Here is an 18170-nt window from a genome sequence, read left to right as displayed (position 1 = left end):
GGCCCGGTTCGGTCGAACCGGGCCCTCCGCACGTCCGGGGGCGGGTCAGCCGTCGTGTCCGCCGGCGGCGGCCACGGCCTCGTCGACCGTGGCGTTGCCGGCGACGAGTTCGAGGGTCTGCCCGGCGGTGCCGGGTTCGCGCAGCAGGGCGGCGAGGACGGCGGCCACGTCGGCCCGGTCCACCGCGCCGCGCCCGGTCCCGGGGGCGAGCCGGACCAGGCCGGTGCCGGGGCCGTCGGTGAGCCGGCCGGGGCGCAGCACCGTCCAGTCGAGGGTGGTGCGGGCCCGGACGGCGTCGTCGGCGGCGCCCTTGGCGCGCAGGTAGGTCTCGAAGACCTCGTCGGCGGGGTGGTGGGCGTGGGCGTCGGCGCCCATGGAGGAGACCATGAGGTAGCGGCGGACGCCGGCGAGTTCGGCCGCGTCGGCGAGCAGCACGGCGGCGTCGCGGTCGACGGTGTTCTTGCGCTCGGCGCCGCTGCCCGGTCCGGCGCCGGCGGCGAAGACCACGGCGTCGGCGCCGTCGAGCAGGGCGGCGAGCTGCGGGGCGGTGGCGGCCTCCAGGTCGAGCAGCAGCGGCTCGGCGCCGGCGGCCACGAGGTCCTGGGCCTGTTCGGGGCGGCGGATGATCCCGGCCGGGCGGTCGCCGCGGGCGGCGAGCAGCCGTTCGAGGGCGAGCGCGATCTGTCCGTGGCCCCCGGCGATGACGGTACGCATGGCTCCGACGGTAGCCGCGGCGCGCGTCCCCGTCGTGCGGAGCGTGCTGCGGGGCGGACGCCCCGGGGCGGGCACGAGGAGGGCGCCGGGCAGGACACAATGGGCGCATGACTTCGCTCGCCCACCCGCAGCTGCGTTTCACGCCCACCGTGCAGGACCCGTCCGGCCCCCGGGAGCTGGTGATCCTCGGTTCCACCGGGTCGATCGGCACCCAGGCCATCGACGTGGTGCTCCGCAACCCGGACCGGTTCCGGGTGGCCGCCCTGTCGGCGGCCGGTGGCCGGGTGGAGCTGCTCGCCGAGCAGGCGCTGGAGCTGGGCGTGCACACCGTGGCCGTCGCCGATCCGGCGGCGGAGCCGGCGCTGCGCGAGGCGCTGGCGGCGAAGGCGGCGGGCCGTGCGCTGCCGGCCGTGCTGGTGGGGCCGGACGCGGCGACCGAGCTGGCCGCGATGGAGTGCCACTCGGTGCTGAACGGCATCACCGGGTCGATCGGGCTGCGGCCGACGCTGGCCGCCCTGAAGGCGGGCCGGGTGCTGGTGCTGGCGAACAAGGAGTCGCTGATCGTCGGCGGTCCGCTGGTGAAGGCGGTGGCGAAGCCGGGCCAGATCGTGCCGGTGGACTCCGAGCACGCGGCGCTGTTCCAGGCGCTGGCCGGCGGCACCCGGGCCGAGGTCCGCAAGCTGGTGGTGACGGCGAGCGGCGGGCCGTTCCGCACCCGGACCCGGGAGCAGCTGGCCGGGGTGACCCCGCAGGACGCGCTGGCGCACCCGACCTGGGCGATGGGCCCGGTCGTCACGATCAACTCGGCCACCCTGGTCAACAAGGGCCTGGAGGTGATCGAGGCGCACCTGTTGTACGACGTGCCGTTCGAGCGGATCGAGGTCGTGGTCCATCCGCAGTCGGTGGTGCACTCGATGGTGGAGTTCACCGACGGTTCGACGTTGGCGCAGGCCAGCCCGCCGGACATGCGGATGCCGATCGCGCTGGGCCTGGGCTGGCCGGACCGGGTGCCGGACGCCGCGCCGGGCTGCGACTGGACCAAGGCCGCGACCTGGGAGTTCTTCCCGCTGGACAACGACGCGTTCCCGGCGGTCGAGCTGGCCCGCGAGGTGGGTTCGCTGGGCGGCACGGTGCCGGCGGTGTTCAACGCGGCGAACGAGGAGTGCGTGGAGGCCTTCCTGAAGGGCCGGCTCGCCTTCACGGGAATCGTGGACACTGTTGCCAAGGTCGTGGCCGAGCACGGACAGCACGACGGCGGGTCGGCTGCGGCGGGAACTTCCCTGACCGTCGAGGACGTCCTGCACGCGGAGGACTGGGCCCGCGCCCGGGCCCGCGAGCTGGCGGCGGGCTGACCGGCCGACCGGGCCGGCCCGATCCGGCCGGCCCGGTCGGCCGCGGCGGTTGAACCGTGACTCCGGTCGCGGTAGGACGAGACGATGAGCGGAGCGGCATGACGGAGGAGTTGCGGTGGCAGCGGTTTTGACGGTGGTCGGCATCCTGGTCTTCGTGCTCGGGCTGCTGGTGTCGATCGCCTGGCACGAACTCGGCCACCTCTCCACGGCCAAGCTGTTCGGCATCCGGGTGCCGCAGTACATGGTCGGCTTCGGCCCGACCCTGTGGTCGCGCCGCAGGGGCGAGACCGAGTACGGCATCAAGGCGATCCCGTTCGGCGGGTACATCCGGATGATCGGGATGTTCCCGCCGGGCGATGACGGGCGGATCACCAAGCGCAGCAGCTCGCCCTGGCGGAGCATGATCGAGGACGCCCGGGAGGCCTCCTACGAGGAGCTCCAGGAGGGGGACGAGCACCGGCTGTTCTACACCCGCAAGCCGTGGAAGCGCGTCATCGTCATGTTCGCCGGGCCGTTCATGAACCTGATCCTGGCGTTCGGGCTCTTCCTGACGGTCATGATGGGCTTCGGCGTCTCCATGAACGTGCCGACGGTGAGCACCGTCGCCCAGTGCATCGTCAAGGCGGGCCAGCCCACCGACGCCTGCCCGGCGGGCGCCCCGCAGACCCCCGCCGCGACGGCCGGGCTGAAGGCCGGGGACCGGATCCTGTCCTTCGACGGGGACCGCATCCACACCTACGACCAGCTCCAGGCGGACATCCGCAGGTCGGCGGGGAAGACCGTGCCGGTGGTGGTCGACCGGGGCGGGCAGCAGCTGACCCTCAGCCCGACGATCGCGGTCAACGACGTCCAGAAGTACGACGCGAACGACATCCCGATCAAGGGGCAGACCGTCCAGGCCGGGTTCCTCGGATTCACCCCGGCGAGTGGCGTCGTCCAGCTGGGTTTCGGGCAGTCGCTCGGACGGATGACGGACATGGCCGAGAACGGCGTGAAGTCCCTGGTCGCCCTGCCCGGCAAGATCCCCGGGCTGTGGAACGCCGTCGTCGGTGACGCCCCCCGCGACCCGGACTCGCCGATCGGGATGGTCGGCGCGGCCCGGGTGAGCGGCGAGGTCTTCTCGCTCGACATCCCCGGCACCCAGCGGATCGCGTTCTTCGTGAACCTGCTGGCCGGCATCAACCTGTCGCTGTTCCTGTTCAACATGCTGCCGCTGCTGCCGCTCGACGGCGGCCACGTCGCGGGCGCGGTCTGGGAATCGGTCCGCCGCCGCCTCGCACAGCTGTTCAAGCGGCCGGACCCGGGCCCGTTCGACGTCGCCAAGCTGATGCCCCTGGCGTACGTGGTGGCCAGCATCTTCATCGGGTTCACCCTGCTGGTCCTGGTGGCCGACCTGGTGAACCCGGTCAAGATCAGCTAGTGCGTCCGGGTACGGCGGGTGTGCTCGGCTCCACCCCCGTGCCGTACCGTGGAGGCCGGGTGCGCGATCGTGGCGCGCCCGGCCCCGGCCGTTTCCTTCGGCCGGGCGGTCGACCACACCTCCACCCTGGGGAACCCTGCGCACATGACCGCGATCTCGCTCGGTATTCCGTCCCTGCCGCTCAAGCCGCTCGCCAAGCGCCGAGTATCCCGGCAGATCATGGTCGGCAACGTTCCGGTCGGTGGTGACGCCCCCGTCTCGGTGCAGTCGATGACCACCACCGTGACCTCGGACATCAACGCCACGCTGCAGCAGATCGCGCAGCTCACCGCGTCCGGCTGCCAGATCGTCCGGGTCGCCGTCCCGTCCCAGGACGACGCCGACGCGCTGCCGATCATCGCGAAGAAGTCGCAGATCCCGGTCATCGCCGACATCCACTTCCAGCCGAAGTACGTGTTCGCCGCGATCGACGCCGGCTGCGCCGCGGTGCGCGTCAACCCGGGCAACATCAAGGCGTTCGACGACAAGGTCGGCGAGATCGCCAAGGCGGCCAAGGACGCGGGCGTGCCGATCCGGATCGGCGTCAACGCCGGTTCGCTCGACAAGCGCCTGCTGGAGAAGTACGGCCGGGCCACCCCCGAGGCGCTGGTGGAGTCCGCGCTGTGGGAGTGCTCGCTGTTCGAGGAGCACGACTTCCGCGACATCAAGATCTCGGTCAAGCACAACGACCCGGTCGTGATGATCCAGGCCTACCGCCAGCTCGCGGCGGCCTGCGACTACCCGCTGCACCTCGGCGTCACCGAGGCCGGGCCGGCCTTCCAGGGCACCATCAAGTCCGCGGTCGCCTTCGGCGCGCTGCTCGCCGAGGGCATCGGCGACACCATCCGGGTCTCGCTGTCGGCCCCGCCGGCCGAGGAGATCAAGGTCGGCAACCAGATCCTGGAGTCGCTCGGCCTGCGCCAGCGCGGCCTGGAGATCGTGTCCTGCCCGTCCTGCGGCCGCGCCCAGGTGGACGTCTACAAGCTCGCCGAGGAGGTCACCGCCGGCCTGGAGGGCATGGAGGTGCCGCTGCGGGTCGCGGTCATGGGCTGCGTCGTGAACGGCCCGGGCGAGGCCCGCGAGGCCGACCTCGGGGTCGCCTCCGGCAACGGCAAGGGCCAGATCTTCGTCAAGGGCGAGGTCATCAAGACCGTCCCCGAGTCGAAGATCGTCGAGACCCTCATCGAGGAGGCGCTCAAGCTCGCCGAGCAGATGCAGGCCGAGGGCGTCGAGGCCGGGGCGCCGACGGTCGTCGCCGGCGAGTGACCGGGGTGTAGTTCCCCCGCGGCCCCCGCGCGGTCGTCCGCCCCGGGCCCGTGCGGAGCGCTGTTCTGTCTTTCCGGAAGCGGGGCCGTCCGTTCGCGGACGGCCCCGCGGCCGTAGCCGGGTGGGGCCACGGAGTAGGGTGCGGCCAGAGTCGTCTCAGTGAGGTGCTGTCTCGATGCTCGATCGAGGTGTGATGCTCCCCAGCTCGTTCCAGGCCGCCCGCGCCCTGGCCACCACCCGCGTGCTGGAGCCGCCCGACCTCGCCGACGCCCTGGAGATCCTCCACCGGGACCCGGTCGCCAACGCCTTCGTCGCCACCCGCGTCGAGTCGGTCGGCCTCGACCCCTGGCGGCTCGGCGGCGAGATGTGGGGCTGGTACGACGAGGACGGCGTCCTCGACGCGCTCTGCTACGCCGGGGCCAACCTGGTCCTGGTCAACGCCGGTCCGCCGGCGGTCCAGGCCTTCGCGGAGCGGGCGCGGCGCCAGGGGCGCCGGTGCTCCTCGATCGTCGGTCCGGCCGGACCGACGGCGGCCTTCTGGGCGCTCCTGGAACGGAGTTGGGGACCGGCCCGGGACGTGCGCGCCCACCAGCCGCTGATGGCCACGACGGTGTCCTCGGCGGAGATCGCCCCCGATCCACTGGTCCGGCGGGTGCGGCGGAACGAGGTCGAGGCACTGATGCCGGCCTGCGTGGCGATGTTCACCGAGGAGGTCGGGGTGTCGCCGCTGGCCGGGGACGGCGGGCTGCTGTACCAGGCCCGGGTCGCCGAACTCGTCTCCACGGGACGGTCGTTCGCGCGGTTCGGGGACGACGGCGAGGTGGTCTTCAAGGCCGAGGTCGGCGCGGTGACCGAAGGGGCGTGCCAGATCCAGGGGGTGTGGGTCGCGCCGGAGCACCGGGGGCGGGGGCTCTCGGAGACCGGGATGGCGGCGGTGCTGGACATCGCGCTGCGGGAGGTCGCCCCGGTGGTCTCGCTCTACGTCAACGACTTCAACGTGCGCGCCCGGGCCGCCTATCGACGCGTGGGCTTCCGCGAGGTCGGGGCGTTCATGAGCGTGCTCTTCTGACGGGGACGTCCGCCCGCCCGTTGTTTTCACATCGGGCTTCCTCACGTTGGGCTTCCTCAAGTGGGGCCTCCCCAGGGGGGATTCCTCCGGCGGCTCGGCCGGGTCGGCGGCGCTGATCTGCGGCTCCGCCCGCGTCGGCGCGGCGCGGGTAGTAACGTCCGGGGCATGGATCAGCTGACCGGGGTGACGATCGAGGCCATCGACCTCGCGGCCTGGGCGCCGCAGGCGCTCGACGTCCAGGCCGTGGCGTTCGGGCTGACGCCCGAGGAGGTCGCCGTCCGGCTGCACATCGTCGGCAGGCACGCCCAGCAGCCCGGGGTGATCGCCCTCGGCGCGATGAGCGGCGGGCGGCTCGTCGGCTTCGGGTACGGGATGCCCAACCGGCGCGAGCACTGGTGGAGCACCGTCATCGAGCCCTACCTGGTCTCCCGCGGGCACGGGGACTGGCTGGACGGGGTGTTCGCCATCACCGAGCTGCACGTGCTGCCCGAGTGGCAGGGCCGGGGCGTCGGTTCGCGGCTGATCCGGGGACTGTGCGAGCGCTCGGGCCTCGACCGGAGCATCCTGTCGGCGATCGACGCCGAGACGCCGGCCCGGCGGCTGTACCGCTCCCTGGGCTACCAGGACCTCGCGCGGGCGGTGCGCTTCCCGGCCACGGACCGGCTGTACGCGGTGATGGGGGCCCCGCTGCCGCTGCGGCGGCCGGGCGCGGGCGCGGTTCAGAGCGCGCCGGCGAACTCCAGGTAGAGCTCGGCGTCCTCCCGGCGCTGCACGGCGAGGGCGCGCAGGCCGAGGTCGACGGCGCGGTGGAGCGTCCAGCCGCGCAGGCGTTCCTGGTCCACCTCCAGGGCCTCGGAGAGCTGGTGGAGCCGCCTGCGGATCGCGCCGGGCGCACCGGCCGAGCCGACCACGGTGTCCGCGCGGTCCAGGACGAGGCGGGCCAGGTCGTAGGCGCGTTCCCCGGCGAGGGGGCGGGGGTCGATGGCCAGCCAGGGGGCGCGGTCGGCGGCGAGGACGTTGCCGTGGTGGAAGTCGCCGTGCAGCAGGAACGTCTCGGTGGCGGAGGCCGCGAGGGCGGTCCCGGTCTCCAGGGCCTCGGCGACGAGGGCGGCCGCCTCGGGCGGGGGCGCGACGGCGGGGGCCCCGGCGGCGACGCGGTCGGCGAGGGTGGGGTAGGCGTGCTCCTCGGGCAGCGGCACCCACAGGCGGTGGAGGAGGCTGGTCGCCTCCAGCATGGCCTTGGGCTCGGCGAGCGACCGCAGGGGGATGTCGCCGTGCAGCCGCTCCAGGAGCAGGACCCCCTCGGCGGGCACGGCGTCCAGGAGGAGGACGGCGCCGCGGCCGGCCCATGCGGTCAGCGCGGCGTGCTCGGTGGCCGTCTCGGGCGTGACCAGGCCGACCTTGAGCACGGCGGGGGAGAGGTCGTCGCGGTGGACGTAGGCGACGAGGCTCAGGCTGCCCCCCGGGTCGAGGACGCGCTCCAGGGTGAGGTCCCAGTGGTCCAGGTGGGCGGCCACCCGCTCCGGGAGGCTCGCCAGCCAGGCCCCGGCCGCGTCGCCGCCGGGGCTCGCGGCGATGCTGCGCGCCAGCCATGCCGGCACGGTGATCTGTGCTGCTGCTCCCGACATGCCGGCCTTCCGGTTGGTGTTCCCCCGTGGTGCTACCCGTCCATTGTCGGTGATCGGGGCGAAAGCGCAGGTCAGTGTCGCGCGGAGGGTGCCGGGCTCAGGAAGTCGCGGACGGGGTCGGCGACGCGGTCGGGGACGCCGTGGCCTGGTCGTCGATGCCCGGGAACGCGCGCTGGGGCGCGCCCCAGCGGCGGGCGTGGAGGGCGGCCTCGCGCAGCGCGTCGGCCGCGGCGGTGCGCTGCTGGGCGGGGACGGCGGCGACCAGGTCGGCGTAGATCACGGTGAGCCGGGTCTCGATGTGGGCGGCGAGGCGGATGGCCGCGGCCGCGTCGGTGACGGCGAACGGCAGCTGGTAGCCGGCGGCCGCCGCGCCCGGGGTCGCTCCCACGCCGGTGAGGAGGCGCTGCCACGCGTCCCGGCGGGCCTGGTGGTCGGCGTAGGCCGTCCGCGCGTCGGCGCGCTGCTGGTCGTCGGGGAGCTTCGCGCCGACGACGCCGTAGCCGTATATGGCGGCGTGTTCGGCGTTCAGGGCGCCCTGGAGCGCGGTGACGGCCTCGGGGGTGAGCGCCGCGCCCGGGGTCGCGGAGGGTGAGGAGGGCGCGGAGGGCGAGGAGTCCGGCGCGGCCGGGGGAGCGGTGTCGCCGAGCGCGGTGGCGTGCACGGCGGCCGACGCGGCGACGGAGGCCAGGAGCCGGGCGAGTTGCGGGGACGCGGCGCCCAGGTCGGCCAGGTGGGCCTGGGCGGTCCGGCGTTCGAGGGCGGCCAGCTCGGCGGTGGTGGTGACGGGGGACGTGGTGGCCGTGGGGGTCGGCGCGGTGGCGCCCGGTGTGGTGGTGGAGGGTGCGGGCGGTGTCGGAGGCGTGAGGGTTTGCGCCAGCGCCGCCCGGTGCTCCGCGACCTCGGCGCGCAGGGGCTGGAGCTGGGCCGTCGGCAGGCCGTCGTAGGCCGCGAGCAGCGCGTCGGTGGCGGTCACGGCGCGTCGGCGGAGGGGCTCGTCCGGGTCGGGCCGACGGGCGTCGGCGGGCGCCTCCCGGTCGGGGCCGGTGGTGCAGGCGGCGGCGGTCAAGAGCAGTCCGAGGGCCAGGAAGCTCCGTCGGCTGGGCGGCTGCATGCGTGTCACTCCGGGGCGTGTACGGGAGGACGGCCTCCCCGCCTGCCCTCGTAGGCGTGAATGATTACAGAATCCCCACGATTTCGGCCCGGATTCGGGGCGGGAGGAGGGCCGGGGGCGGGTGTGACCTTGCTCGCAGTGGGTGGCGGACGGCCTGGGCGGTGTGGTCCGGAATCGGTGGTTCGCGGCATCACCGGCTAGGCTTTGGGCCGAGCTGCCGCGACCCGTCGGGACGCGGAGCGACCTTCTGACAACAGCAGACGCGGCCGAGGAGTCCACCCGGATGAGCACCACCACCAACGACCGGCTGCGCGCGTTGCTGGAGCCGCTGGCCGCGCGGGCGGGCCTGGACCTGGAGGACGTCAGGGTCACTCAGGCCGGCAGCCGCCGCCAGGTGCAGATCGACGTCGACACCGACGACGGCGTGGACATGGACGCCATCGCCGACTTCAGCCGCGTGGTCGGCGAGGCCCTGGACGAGTCGGACGTGATGGGCGACGGCGCGTACCTGCTGGAGGTCGGATCCCCCGGTGCCGAGCGTCCGCTGGCGCTGCCCCGGCACTGGCAGCGCGCCGAGGGCCGGCTGGCCAAGATCCACCTGGCCGACGGCGGGGAGGTCGTCGCGCGGGTGCTGGCGGCGGACGAGGACGGCGCACTGGTCGAGGTGCAGCCGGTGAAGGGCCGCGGCCGTCCGAAGGAGCGCCGCCTGGAGTACTCCGAGGTGGCCCGGGCGCGCGTCCAGGTCGAGTTCAACCGCAAGGACGACGAGCTCCTCGACGAGGGGGACGACGGTGCGGAGTGACGGCCGCACGCACTGGACCATGATGAACGTGACGAAAGACGAGGAGGCGTAGCCGTGGACATCGACATGAGTGCCCTGCGCACGCTGGTCAACGAGAAGAACATCCCCTTCGACCTGCTGGTCGAGTCGATCGAGTCGGCCCTCCTCACCGCGTACCACCGCACCGAGGGCTCGCGCCGCCGGGCCCGGGTGCACCTGGACCGCAAGTCCGGGCACGTCACCGTGTGGGCGATGGAGGACCCGGCGGAGCTGGACGAGGGCGTCGAGCCCAAGGAGTTCGACGACACCCCGAACGGTTTCGGCCGGATCGCGTCCAGCATCGGCATCCAGGTGATGATGCAGCGCCTGCGCGACGCCGCCGACGACCAGACCTTCGGCGAGTACGCGGGCAAGGAGGGCGACATCGTCACCGGTGTCGTCCAGCAGGGCAACGACCCGAAGAACGTGCTGGTCGACATCGGCAAGCTGGAGGCCATCCTGCCGCCGCAGGAGCAGGTCCCGGGCGAGGACTACCGGCACGGCACCCGGCTGAAGTGCTACGTCGTGGCCGTGCGCCGCGGTGTCCGCGGGGCGTCGGTGACGCTGTCGCGCACGCACCCGAGCCTGGTGAAGAAGCTGTTCGCGCTGGAGGTCCCGGAGATCGCGGACGGCAGCGTGGAGATCGCGGCGATCGCCCGCGAGGCCGGCCACCGCACCAAGATCGCGGTCTGGTCGCGCCGCGCCGGGCTGAACGCCAAGGGCGCCTGCATCGGCCCGATGGGCGCCCGCGTGCGCGCCGTGATGGGCGAGCTGCACGGCGAGAAGATCGACATCGTGGACTGGTCGGAGGACCCCCGCGAGATGGTCGCTGCCGCGCTGTCCCCCGCGCGGGTGACCAGCGTGGAGATCGTCGACGCGGCCCAGCGCTCCGCCCGGGTGATCGTGCCGGACTACCAGCTGTCGCTGGCGATCGGCAAGGAGGGCCAGAACGCCCGCCTCGCGGCCCGTCTGACCGGGTGGCGGATCGACATCCGGCCGGACACCGAGGACGCCGGCCAGGAATCCGCGGAGCGGTAGTCAATGTTGTAGCGGACGTCCCCGCCGGTCCTCCGGGACTGGCGGGGCGGCGCCATGTCCCTTCGGAGGGGTAGACTTGCCTTCGTCTGGCCGGACGCATGTCCGAGCACGCCCGGAACGCACCTGCGTGGGCTGCCGCAAGCGCGCGGCCAAGCACCAGCTGTTGCGTGTCACGGCGGTCGAGGGCGTCTGCGTCCCCGATCCCCGTGGCGCACTGCCGGGCCGGGGCGCACACCTGCACCCCGATCCGGCCTGCCTCGACCTCGCGGTCCGCCGTCGGGCGTTCCCCCGGGCCTTCCGGCTCCAGGGCGCGCTCGACACGGAGCGGCTCCGCGGGTTCATCGAGGGGCGGGCGGGCGGCAACCCGGAGTCCTGATTTCTCCCGGGCCCCCCGCTACGGAGAACCACCGCAACAAGTACGGCGGGCGGGCAGCCGCGCGCCGTGCCACCAGTCAGGTACCTCGCGATGTGGAAGTAGGTCGAGATTGCGATGAGCACTCGATGAGTACGCGATGAGTACGCGATGGGTACGCCCATGAAGTAGCGACGGTCCGGCGGACGAGACACCCCGGACTCATAGACAGGAGTGAAGTGGCTAAGGTCCGGGTTTACGAACTCGCCAAGGAGCTTGGCTTGGAGAGCAAGGCCGTCATGGCCAAGCTCACCGAGCTCGGCGAGTTTGTCCGTTCGGCGTCCTCGACGATCGAGGCGCCGGTCGTGCGCAAGCTGACTGACGCGCTTGGTGTGGCCCCCACCGGTGGTGGCGCTGCCAAGCCGGGCCCGCGGAAGTCCGCGGCGCCCTCTCCCTCCGGGGCCCCCAAGCCGGGTGCCCCGACCCCGGGGCCGCGCCCGAGCGCGACCCCTGGTCCCCGTCCCACCCCGGCCGCCGCGGCTCCCGCCGCCCCGGCCGCCCCCGCTGCCCCCGCAGCCCCGAAGCCGGCCGGCGCGCCGACTCCGGGTCCGCGCCCGGCCGCACGTCCCGCCGCTCCGGCGGCCCCGGCCGCGCCCGCGGCCGAGTTCTCCTCGCCGGCTCCGGCCGGTGACGCCCCGCGTCCGGCCGCCCAGGCCCCGCGTCCGGCGGCGCAGGCCTCCGGCGGCGCCCGTCCGGGCCCGCGTCCGGCCGGCCCGCGTCCGGGCAACAACCCGTTCACCTCGGGCAGCGCCACCGGCATGGCCCGCCCCGGCGACCGCCGTCCCGGCGCGCCGGGTGGCCGTCCGGGTGCTCCGGGTGCGCAGGGCGGCGACCGCCCGCGTCCCGGTGGCGACCGTCCGCGTCCGGCCGGTGCTCCCGGTGCCGACCGTGGCGCCCCGCGTCCCGGTGGCGACCGTCCGCGTCCGGCCGGTGCCCCCGGTGCCGACCGTGGCGCCCCGCGTCCCGGTGGCGACCGTCCGCGTCCGGCCGGTGCCCCCGGTGCCGACCGTGGCGCCCCGCGTCCCGGTGGCGACCGTCCGCGTCCCGACGGCATGCCCCGTCCGGCCGGTCCGCGCCCCGGCGCGCCGAGCCCGTCCGGCATGCCGCGCCCGAACCCGGGCATGATGCCGCAGCGTCCGGCTCCGGGCCCGCGTCCGGGTCCCGGCGGCCGTGGCCCCGGTGGCCCCGGCGGCCGTCCGGGTGGTCCGGGTGCCGGCGGCGCCCGTCCCGGCTTCCAGGGCCGTCCGGCCGGTCCGGGCTCGCGTCCGGCCGGTGGTGGCGGCTTCGGCGGCCCGCGTCCGGGTGGCGGTGCCCCCGGTGGTGGCGGTGGCGGCTTCGGTGGCGCCCGTCCGGGTGGCTTCGGCGGTCGTCCCGGTGGCCCGGGTGCCCGTGGTGGCACGCAGGGTGCCTTCGGCCGTGGCCCCGGTGGCCGTCCGGCCCGTGGCCGCAAGTCGAAGCGGGCGAAGCGCCAGGAGTACGAGGCCATGCAGGCCCCGTCCGTCGGCGGTGTGATGCTGCCCCGCGGCAACGGCCAGACCGTTCGCCTGTCCAGCGGCGCCTCGCTGATGGACTTCGCGGAGAAGATCAACGCCAACCCGGCCGCGCTCGTCTCCGTCATGTTCAACCTCGGTGAGATGGTCACCGCGACCCAGTCGGTCTCCGACGCGACCCTCGAGCTGCTGGCCGGCGAGATGGGCTTCCAGCTGGAGATCGTCAGCCGGGACGACGAGGACCGCGAGCTGCTGGAGTCGTTCGACATCGACTTCGGCGCCGACGAGGGCGATGAGGACCAGCTGGCCCCGCGCCCGCCGGTCGTCACCGTCATGGGTCACGTCGACCACGGTAAGACCCGCCTGCTGGACGCGATCCGCAAGTCCAACGTGGTGGCCGGCGAGGCCGGTGGCATCACCCAGCACATCGGTGCCTACCAGGTCGTCACCGAGGTGAACGGCGAGCAGCGTCCGATCACCTTCCTCGACACCCCGGGTCACGAGGCGTTCTCCGCCATGCGTGCCCGTGGTGCCAAGTCCACCGACATCGCGATCCTGGTGGTCGCGGCCAACGACGGTGTCATGCCGCAGACGGTCGAGGCGCTCAACCACGCCAAGGCCGCGGGCGTGCCGATCGTGGTCGCCGTCAACAAGATCGACGTCGAGGGCGCCGACCCGACCAAGGTGCGCGGTCAGCTGACCGAGTTCGGTCTGGTGGCCGAGGAGTACGGCGGCGACACCATGTTCGTCGACATCTCCGCGCGCCAGGGCCTGAACATCGAGCAGCTGCTCGAGGCCGTGGTCCTGACCGCCGACGCCTCGCTCGACCTGCGGGCCAACCCGGAGCAGGACGCGCAGGGTATTGCGATCGAGGCCCACCTCGACAAGGGCCGCGGCGCCATGGCGACCGTGCTCGTCCAGCGCGGTACGCTCCGCGTCGGCGACTCGATCGTCGTGGGCGACGCCTACGGCCGCGTCCGCGCGATGCTGGACGAGAACGGCAACAGCCTCACCGAGGCCGGCCCGTCCCGTCCGGTGCTGCTGCTCGGTCTGACCTCGGTGCCCCGCGCCGGCGACAGCTTCATCGTCGTCGACGAGGACCGCACCGCCCGTCAGATCGCCGAGAAGCGCTCGGCCCGCGACCGCAACGCCGCCTTCGCGCAGCGTCGGGTCCGGGTGTCCCTGGAGGACCTGGACAAGGCCATCGCCGCCGGCGAGATCGAGCAGCTCAACCTCATCATCAAGGGTGACGTCTCCGGTTCGGTCGAGGCCCTCGAGGACGCCCTCGTCAAGCTCGACGTGGGCGAGGAGGTCGAGCTCCGCATCCTGCACCGCGGTGTGGGTGCGATCACCGAGTCCGACGTCAACCTGGCGATGGGTTCGGATGCCATCATCATCGGCTTCAACGTGCGCGCCGAAGGCCGTGCGCGTACCGCGGCCGACAAGGAAGGCGTGGACGTCCGGTACTACTCGGTCATCTACCAGGCGATCGAGGAGATCGAGAACGCCCTCAAGGGCATGCTCAAGCCGGAGTACGAGGAGGTGCGCCTCGGCGCCGCGGAGATCCGCGAGGTCTTCCGCTCCTCCAAGTTCGGCAACATCGCCGGTGTCCTGGTCCGCGACGGCATCATCCGCCGCAACGCCAAGGCCCGCCTGCTGCGCGACGGCAAGGTCGTGGCGGAGAACCTCTCGATCGAGGGCCTGCGCCGCTTCAAGGACGACGCGACCGAGGTCCGCGAGGGCTTCGAGGCCGGTGTGACCCTGGGGTCGTTCAACGACATCAAGGTCGAGGACATCATCGAGACCTACGAGATGCGCGAGAAGCCGCGCGCGTAGTCGCTGGTCACCGGGGCCGGTCGACGGGTGGTATTTCCGTCGACCGGCCCCGGTCTCGCTGTGTAGGGTCCGGGGTAGTCAACAGACGCGGTGTCGGCCCGAGTCCGGGCCGTCCCCCCGAGGCCTTCCAGGTCGGCGAGACCTGTCACACATGTTCGTGGGAACACTCACCTTCGACCTGCTGCTGGGCGACGTCCACTCGCTCAAGGAGAAGCGTTCGATCGTGCGGCCCATCGTGGCCGAACTGCAGCGCAAGTACAGCGTGTGCGCTGCCGAGACCGGGAACCAGGATCTGCACCGCCGGGCCGAGATCGGTCTGGCGGTGGTGTCCGGCGAAGCCGGGTACGTCACCGAGATCCTGGACAGCTGTGAGCGGTTGGTCGCCGGCCGCCCCGAGGTGCAGCTCCTCGCCGCGAGGAGGCGCTACCACAACGACGACGACGAATGACCCCTGTGGAGCGCGCCGGCGGAAGTCGCCGTTCTCACACAGATCAGGACCCAGAGCGCCCGCAAGGCCGGGCGCGGGCCGGTACTTTGGGGCGTGGGCCCCGACGGGCAGGCAGCTCGCCCGGGTACCGGGCCCATTGCACGAGGAGGCAACGTGACCGACACCGCAAGGGCGCGCAAGCTCGCCGACCGCATCCAGGTGGTCGTCGCCCAGACCCTGGAGCGGCGGATCAAGGACCCGAGGCTCGGGTTCGTGACCATCACCGACACCCGGGTGACCGGGGACCTGCGCGAGGCCACCGTCTTCTACACCGTCTTCGGTGACGACACCGAGCGCGAGGCCACCGCGGCCGCGCTGGAGAGCGCCAAGGGCGTGCTCCGCTCGGAGGTCGGCAAGCAGACCGGGGTGCGGTTCACCCCGTCGCTGACCTTCGTCGCGGACGCCCTGCCGGAGAACGCCCGGAACATCGACGACCTGCTCGACCGGGCCCGCAGCTCCGACGCGGCCGTGCGCACGCAGGCCGCGGGCGCGACCTACGCCGGCGACGCGGACCCGTACAAGGTCCCGGCGTCCGAGCGTGACGACGAGGACGAGTAGTCATGACGGGTGAGCCGGCGCAGGCCGGTTCGGCGGCCGGTTCGACCACGGGGGCGTCCTCCACCAGCGCGGTGGAGGGTGCCCTCGCGGTGCTTCCGGGGTCGGCGCTCGCGGGCTCCGCGCTCCAGGGGCCGGTGCTCCCCGGGCCGCGGGCCGAGGAGAGCGGCTTCGAGCTGGTCTGGCAGGCCGTGGTGGCCGAGATCGGGCGGGCCGGCACGATCGACCTGATCTGCCACATCTGCCCGGACGGCGACGCCCTGGGCTCCGCCCTGGCGGCGGGGCTGGCACTGCGCGGGCTCGGTCACGACGTGCGGGTCTCCTTCGGCGACGATCCGCAGGTGGTGCCCGAGTCGCTCGCGTTCCTGCCCGGCCAGGAGCTGATCGTGCCGGCCGCCGAGGTGCCGGACACCCCCGAGCTGGTGCTCTGCTTCGACGTGGCCGCCGAGAGCCGGCTCGGCCTGCTGCACGCCAAGGCCTTCGCCGCGCCCGTGCTGGTGGTCCTCGACCACCACGCCTCCAACCCGGGCTTCGGCACCCACCAGCTGATCGACCCGACCGCGCCGGCCACCGCCGTGCTGGTCGACGAGCTGTTGCGGCGGCTCGGCGTCGAGCTCGACCAGGACCTGGCCGCCTGCCTCTACACCGGCGTCGCCACCGACACCGGCTCGTTCAAGTACCGGGCCACCACGCCCGCCACCCACGAACTCGCCGGGCGGCTGCTGGCCACCGGCATCCGGCACGACCTGATCTCCCGGCAGCTGTGGGACACCTCCTCCTTCGGCTACCTCAAGGTGCTCGCGGGCGCCCTCGACCGGGCGGTCTACGAGCCGGACGCCGCGGGCGGACTGGGACTCGTGTGGACCTGGGTGCCCTACCAGGACCTCGTGCTGTTCAGCGTCACGATCGAGGAGATCGAGGGGCTCATCGACATCCTGCGCCGCCCCGCCGAGGCCGAGGTGGCGCTGGTGCTCAAGCAGGACCCGGACGGGACGCTGCGCGGCTCCTCGCGCTCCAAGGGCGCCGTGGACGTCGCCGCGGCCTGCGCCGAACTCGGTGGCGGGGGGCACGTCTACGCGGCCGGGTTCAGCGCCCGGGCGGACGTGGCCGCCGTGGTCGGGCGGTTCCGGGACGCCCTGCGGCCGATGCGCTGAACGTCCCGCGTGTGATCATGCTGTGACCGTTGTTTGAGAGAAAGAACCCGATGAAGCGCAAAGGCACCGGCCCCGACGGCCTGGTGATCGTCGACAAGCCGGAGGGCATCACCTCGCACGGGGTGGTCGCCAAGCTGCGGTGGCTGGCCGGGACGCGGAAGGTCGGCCACGCCGGCACGCTCGACCCGATGGCCACCGGCGTGCTGGTGATCGGGGTCGAGCGGGCCACCCGGCTGCTCGGCCACCTGATGCTCACCGCCAAGACGTACGAGGCGACGATCCGCCTCGGCCAGACCACGATCACCGACGACCGGGAGGGCGAGGTCACCTCCTCCACCCCGGCGGACGGGGTGGAGCGGGCGGCGATCGACACCGGGATCGCGGCGCTGACCGGCGAGATCATGCAGGTGCCGTCCAAGGTCAGCGCGATCAAGATCGACGGCAAGCGGTCGTACGCGCGCGTGCGCGAGGGCGAGGAGTTCGAGCTCGCGGCCCGGCCGACGACGATCCACTCCTTCACCGTGCACGACCAGCGCGCCGCGGTCGCAGAGGACGGCACGCCGGTGATCGACCTGGACGTGACCGTCGAGTGCTCCTCCGGCACCTACATCCGGGCGCTGGCCCGGGACCTCGGCGCCGGGCTCGGCGTCGGCGGGCACCTGACGGCGCTGCGGCGCACCAAGGTGGGGCCGTACTCGGTGGAGTCGGCATGGACCCTGGAGCAGTTGGAGGCCGCGGTCACCGGCGAGGCCGCCGCGGGGCTGGAGGTCATGCCGATCGCGGACGCGGCGGCGGCCGCCTTCCCGCGCTGGGACCTCGACGCCCCGCAGGCCGAGAAGCTGTCGCACGGCGCCCGGCTCAAGGCGCCCGGCATGGGCGTGGACGGGCCGATCGCCGTGTTCGGGCCGGACGGGCGCTTCCTCGCGCTGGTCGAGGAGCAGGGCGGGCAGGCGAAGCCCGTGGCGGTGTTCGTCGGCTGACGCCCCCCTTCTCGAACCGAAACCCCCGTCGGAGCCTTCCGGCGGGGGTTCATTCGTCCGTGGGAGCGCGCGAGGTGAAAGCCGGTGGTGAGCGGCGCGTGGGCGGTCGGGCCGTCCCCGGGACGGGCAGGTCTCCGGGCGTCGGACGAGGGACGCTTTCACGGGGGAGGACAGGCGCATGCCGGGATTCCTGGACGGCGACACGGCGGGCGATCCGGGGCGGTACCTGCTGCGGATCCGCGACCTCAACGGGCGGCTGCACGGCTTAGGGTTCGTCGCCGACCCGCAGGGCACCGTGCTGACCTCCCACGAGTGCGTCGCGGGCCTGGACCGGGTGGTGCTGCACACCCCCGGCGGGCAGACACGGGTGCTCGGCCCGGACAGCGTGCTGCCGCTGCCGGGGCACGGGCTGGCGCTGCTGCGCACCGACGCGGTCGGCGGCCTGCCGGTGCCGCCGCTGCCGGTCGCCGCCGCGGGGGCCGGGTGCCAGGTGCTGCTGCCCGCGCTCGCCGGCGAGGACGGACGGGTGGTGGGGCTGCGCTGCGGCGTGCTCGGGGTGACGGGCGCGGGGTACGCGGCGCCGGACCGCGTCCACCTGCTGCGCGGGGTGCTGCTGCTCGACGTCCCCGTGGTCGCGGGCGTCGCCGTGCCGGCCGGGTCGCCGGTGCTGGACGCCCGCAGCGGCGCGGTGGTCGGGCTCGCCGCGCCCGCGCTGGGCGGTCCGTGGCACGGCGGCGCGCTGCCGGCGGTGCCGGCCGCCGGCGGGGTGGCGCCCGCGCCGGAGCTGGCCGGGCTGACG

At 73.7% G+C, this 18170-nt stretch carries 16 protein-coding genes and 1 pseudogene; 14 read left to right on the top strand and 3 right to left on the bottom strand.

Features of this window, described 5'->3' with window-relative positions; all coding sequences use genetic code 11:
- Positions 1-45 precede the first annotated feature (45 nt).
- The gene (locus ACFVU9_RS43125) at positions 46-714 is read right to left on the bottom strand and encodes an NAD(P)H-binding protein (protein WP_387603140.1); all 669 of its coding nucleotides are present in this window, start codon (positions 712-714) and stop codon (positions 46-48) included.
- Positions 715-821: 107 nt separating this feature from the next.
- Here ACFVU9_RS43125 and dxr point away from each other — a divergent pair, with 107 nt between their 5' ends.
- The 5 genes from dxr (at position 822) to ACFVU9_RS43100 (ending at position 6607) form a co-directional block, all read left to right on the top strand.
- A complete protein-coding gene (gene dxr / locus ACFVU9_RS43120) occupies positions 822-2066 on the top strand; it encodes a 1-deoxy-D-xylulose-5-phosphate reductoisomerase (RefSeq protein ID WP_387603137.1) in 1245 nt (414 codons plus the stop codon).
- Positions 2067-2181: 115 nt separating this feature from the next.
- Positions 2182-3486: a M50 family metallopeptidase gene (locus tag ACFVU9_RS43115; protein ID WP_380445454.1), complete on the top strand. Its 1305-nt coding sequence runs from the start codon at positions 2182-2184 to the stop codon at positions 3484-3486.
- A 144-nt stretch (positions 3487-3630) separates the two neighbouring features.
- The gene (ispG, locus tag ACFVU9_RS43110) at positions 3631-4791 is read left to right on the top strand and encodes a flavodoxin-dependent (E)-4-hydroxy-3-methylbut-2-enyl-diphosphate synthase (RefSeq protein ID WP_380445455.1); all 1161 of its coding nucleotides are present in this window, start codon (positions 3631-3633) and stop codon (positions 4789-4791) included.
- 193 nt (positions 4792-4984) lie between these two features.
- Complete coding sequence (locus ACFVU9_RS43105; protein ID WP_380445467.1) at positions 4985-5860, top strand: GNAT family N-acetyltransferase; 876 nt, start codon at positions 4985-4987, stop codon at positions 5858-5860.
- Positions 5861-6025: 165 nt separating this feature from the next.
- A complete protein-coding gene (locus tag ACFVU9_RS43100; protein WP_380445456.1) occupies positions 6026-6607 on the top strand; it encodes a GNAT family N-acetyltransferase in 582 nt (193 codons plus the stop codon).
- On the opposite strand, the gene ACFVU9_RS43095 is transcribed toward ACFVU9_RS43100, so the two are convergent.
- Positions 6580-7488 (bottom strand): aminoglycoside phosphotransferase family protein, encoded by a 909-nt coding sequence (locus ACFVU9_RS43095; protein ID WP_387603134.1) that lies wholly within the window; start codon positions 7486-7488, stop codon positions 6580-6582. The two genes, ACFVU9_RS43100 and ACFVU9_RS43095, sit on opposite strands and share 28 nt — an antisense overlap.
- A gap of 97 nt (positions 7489-7585) precedes the next feature.
- Positions 7586-8599 (bottom strand): ferritin-like domain-containing protein, encoded by a 1014-nt coding sequence (locus ACFVU9_RS43090; protein ID WP_387603143.1) that lies wholly within the window; start codon positions 8597-8599, stop codon positions 7586-7588.
- A 283-nt stretch (positions 8600-8882) separates the two neighbouring features.
- On the opposite strand from ACFVU9_RS43090, the gene rimP reads away from it, so the two are divergent.
- The 9 genes and pseudogenes from rimP to ACFVU9_RS43045 form a co-directional block, all read left to right on the top strand.
- A complete protein-coding gene (gene rimP / locus ACFVU9_RS43085; RefSeq protein WP_387603131.1) occupies positions 8883-9401 on the top strand; it encodes a ribosome maturation factor RimP in 519 nt (172 codons plus the stop codon).
- Positions 9402-9455: 54 nt separating this feature from the next.
- Positions 9456-10457 carry a transcription termination factor NusA gene (gene nusA, locus ACFVU9_RS43080; protein ID WP_380445460.1) on the top strand — a complete coding sequence of 334 codons (1002 nt, stop codon included), beginning with the start codon at positions 9456-9458 and terminating at the stop codon, positions 10455-10457.
- Between the two features lie 127 nt (positions 10458-10584).
- Positions 10585-10833, top strand: coding sequence for a YlxR family protein (locus tag ACFVU9_RS43075; RefSeq protein ID WP_380445461.1), 249 nt, complete (start codon positions 10585-10587; stop codon positions 10831-10833).
- A gap of 215 nt (positions 10834-11048) precedes the next feature.
- A complete protein-coding gene (gene infB / locus ACFVU9_RS43070) occupies positions 11049-14195 on the top strand; it encodes a translation initiation factor IF-2 (protein WP_380508153.1) in 3147 nt (1048 codons plus the stop codon).
- Between the two features lie 151 nt (positions 14196-14346).
- Entirely contained in the window at positions 14347-14643 is a 297-nt protein-coding gene (locus tag ACFVU9_RS43065) for a DUF503 domain-containing protein (protein WP_359972107.1), read from the top strand.
- Positions 14644-14796: 153 nt separating this feature from the next.
- Entirely contained in the window at positions 14797-15240 is a 444-nt protein-coding gene (gene rbfA / locus ACFVU9_RS43060; protein WP_380445463.1) for a 30S ribosome-binding factor RbfA, read from the top strand.
- Between the two features lie 2 nt (positions 15241-15242).
- Positions 15243-16391, top strand: coding sequence for a bifunctional oligoribonuclease/PAP phosphatase NrnA (locus tag ACFVU9_RS43055; RefSeq protein WP_387603126.1), 1149 nt, complete (start codon positions 15243-15245; stop codon positions 16389-16391).
- 50 nt (positions 16392-16441) lie between these two features.
- Positions 16442-17371, top strand: a complete 930-nt coding sequence (gene truB, locus ACFVU9_RS43050; protein WP_387603123.1) for a tRNA pseudouridine(55) synthase TruB — start codon at positions 16442-16444, stop codon at positions 17369-17371.
- 178 nt (positions 17372-17549) lie between these two features.
- Positions 17550-18170, top strand: a pseudogene (locus tag ACFVU9_RS43045) (serine protease); the annotation flags it as partial.

Source organism: Kitasatospora sp. NPDC057936 (assembly GCF_042887525.1).
In the GTDB taxonomy this organism is placed as follows: domain Bacteria; phylum Actinomycetota; class Actinomycetes; order Streptomycetales; family Streptomycetaceae; genus Kitasatospora.
Note: the sequence above shows the minus strand (reverse complement) of the source record. Positions and strands in the feature narration are given on the sequence as shown.

Excerpts from the sequence above, each read along its gene's own strand:
- ACFVU9_RS43125 (WP_387603140.1), bottom strand. The coding sequence starts at position 714 with ATGCGTACCGTCATCGCCGGGGGCCACGGACAGATCGCGCTCGCCCTC.
- dxr (WP_387603137.1), top strand. The coding sequence starts at position 822 with ATGACTTCGCTCGCCCACCCGCAGCTGCGTTTCACGCCCACCGTGCAG.
- ispG (WP_380445455.1), top strand. The coding sequence starts at position 3,631 with ATGACCGCGATCTCGCTCGGTATTCCGTCCCTGCCGCTCAAGCCGCTC.
- ACFVU9_RS43105 (WP_380445467.1), top strand. The coding sequence starts at position 4,985 with ATGCTCCCCAGCTCGTTCCAGGCCGCCCGCGCCCTGGCCACCACCCGC.
- ACFVU9_RS43100 (WP_380445456.1), top strand. The coding sequence starts at position 6,026 with ATGGATCAGCTGACCGGGGTGACGATCGAGGCCATCGACCTCGCGGCC.
- ACFVU9_RS43095 (WP_387603134.1), bottom strand. The coding sequence starts at position 7,488 with ATGTCGGGAGCAGCAGCACAGATCACCGTGCCGGCATGGCTGGCGCGC.
- ACFVU9_RS43090 (WP_387603143.1), bottom strand. The coding sequence starts at position 8,599 with ATGCAGCCGCCCAGCCGACGGAGCTTCCTGGCCCTCGGACTGCTCTTG.
- rimP (WP_387603131.1), top strand. The coding sequence starts at position 8,883 with ATGAGCACCACCACCAACGACCGGCTGCGCGCGTTGCTGGAGCCGCTG.
- ACFVU9_RS43065 (WP_359972107.1), top strand. The coding sequence starts at position 14,347 with ATGTTCGTGGGAACACTCACCTTCGACCTGCTGCTGGGCGACGTCCAC.
- ACFVU9_RS43055 (WP_387603126.1), top strand. The coding sequence starts at position 15,243 with ATGACGGGTGAGCCGGCGCAGGCCGGTTCGGCGGCCGGTTCGACCACG.
- truB (WP_387603123.1), top strand. The coding sequence starts at position 16,442 with ATGAAGCGCAAAGGCACCGGCCCCGACGGCCTGGTGATCGTCGACAAG.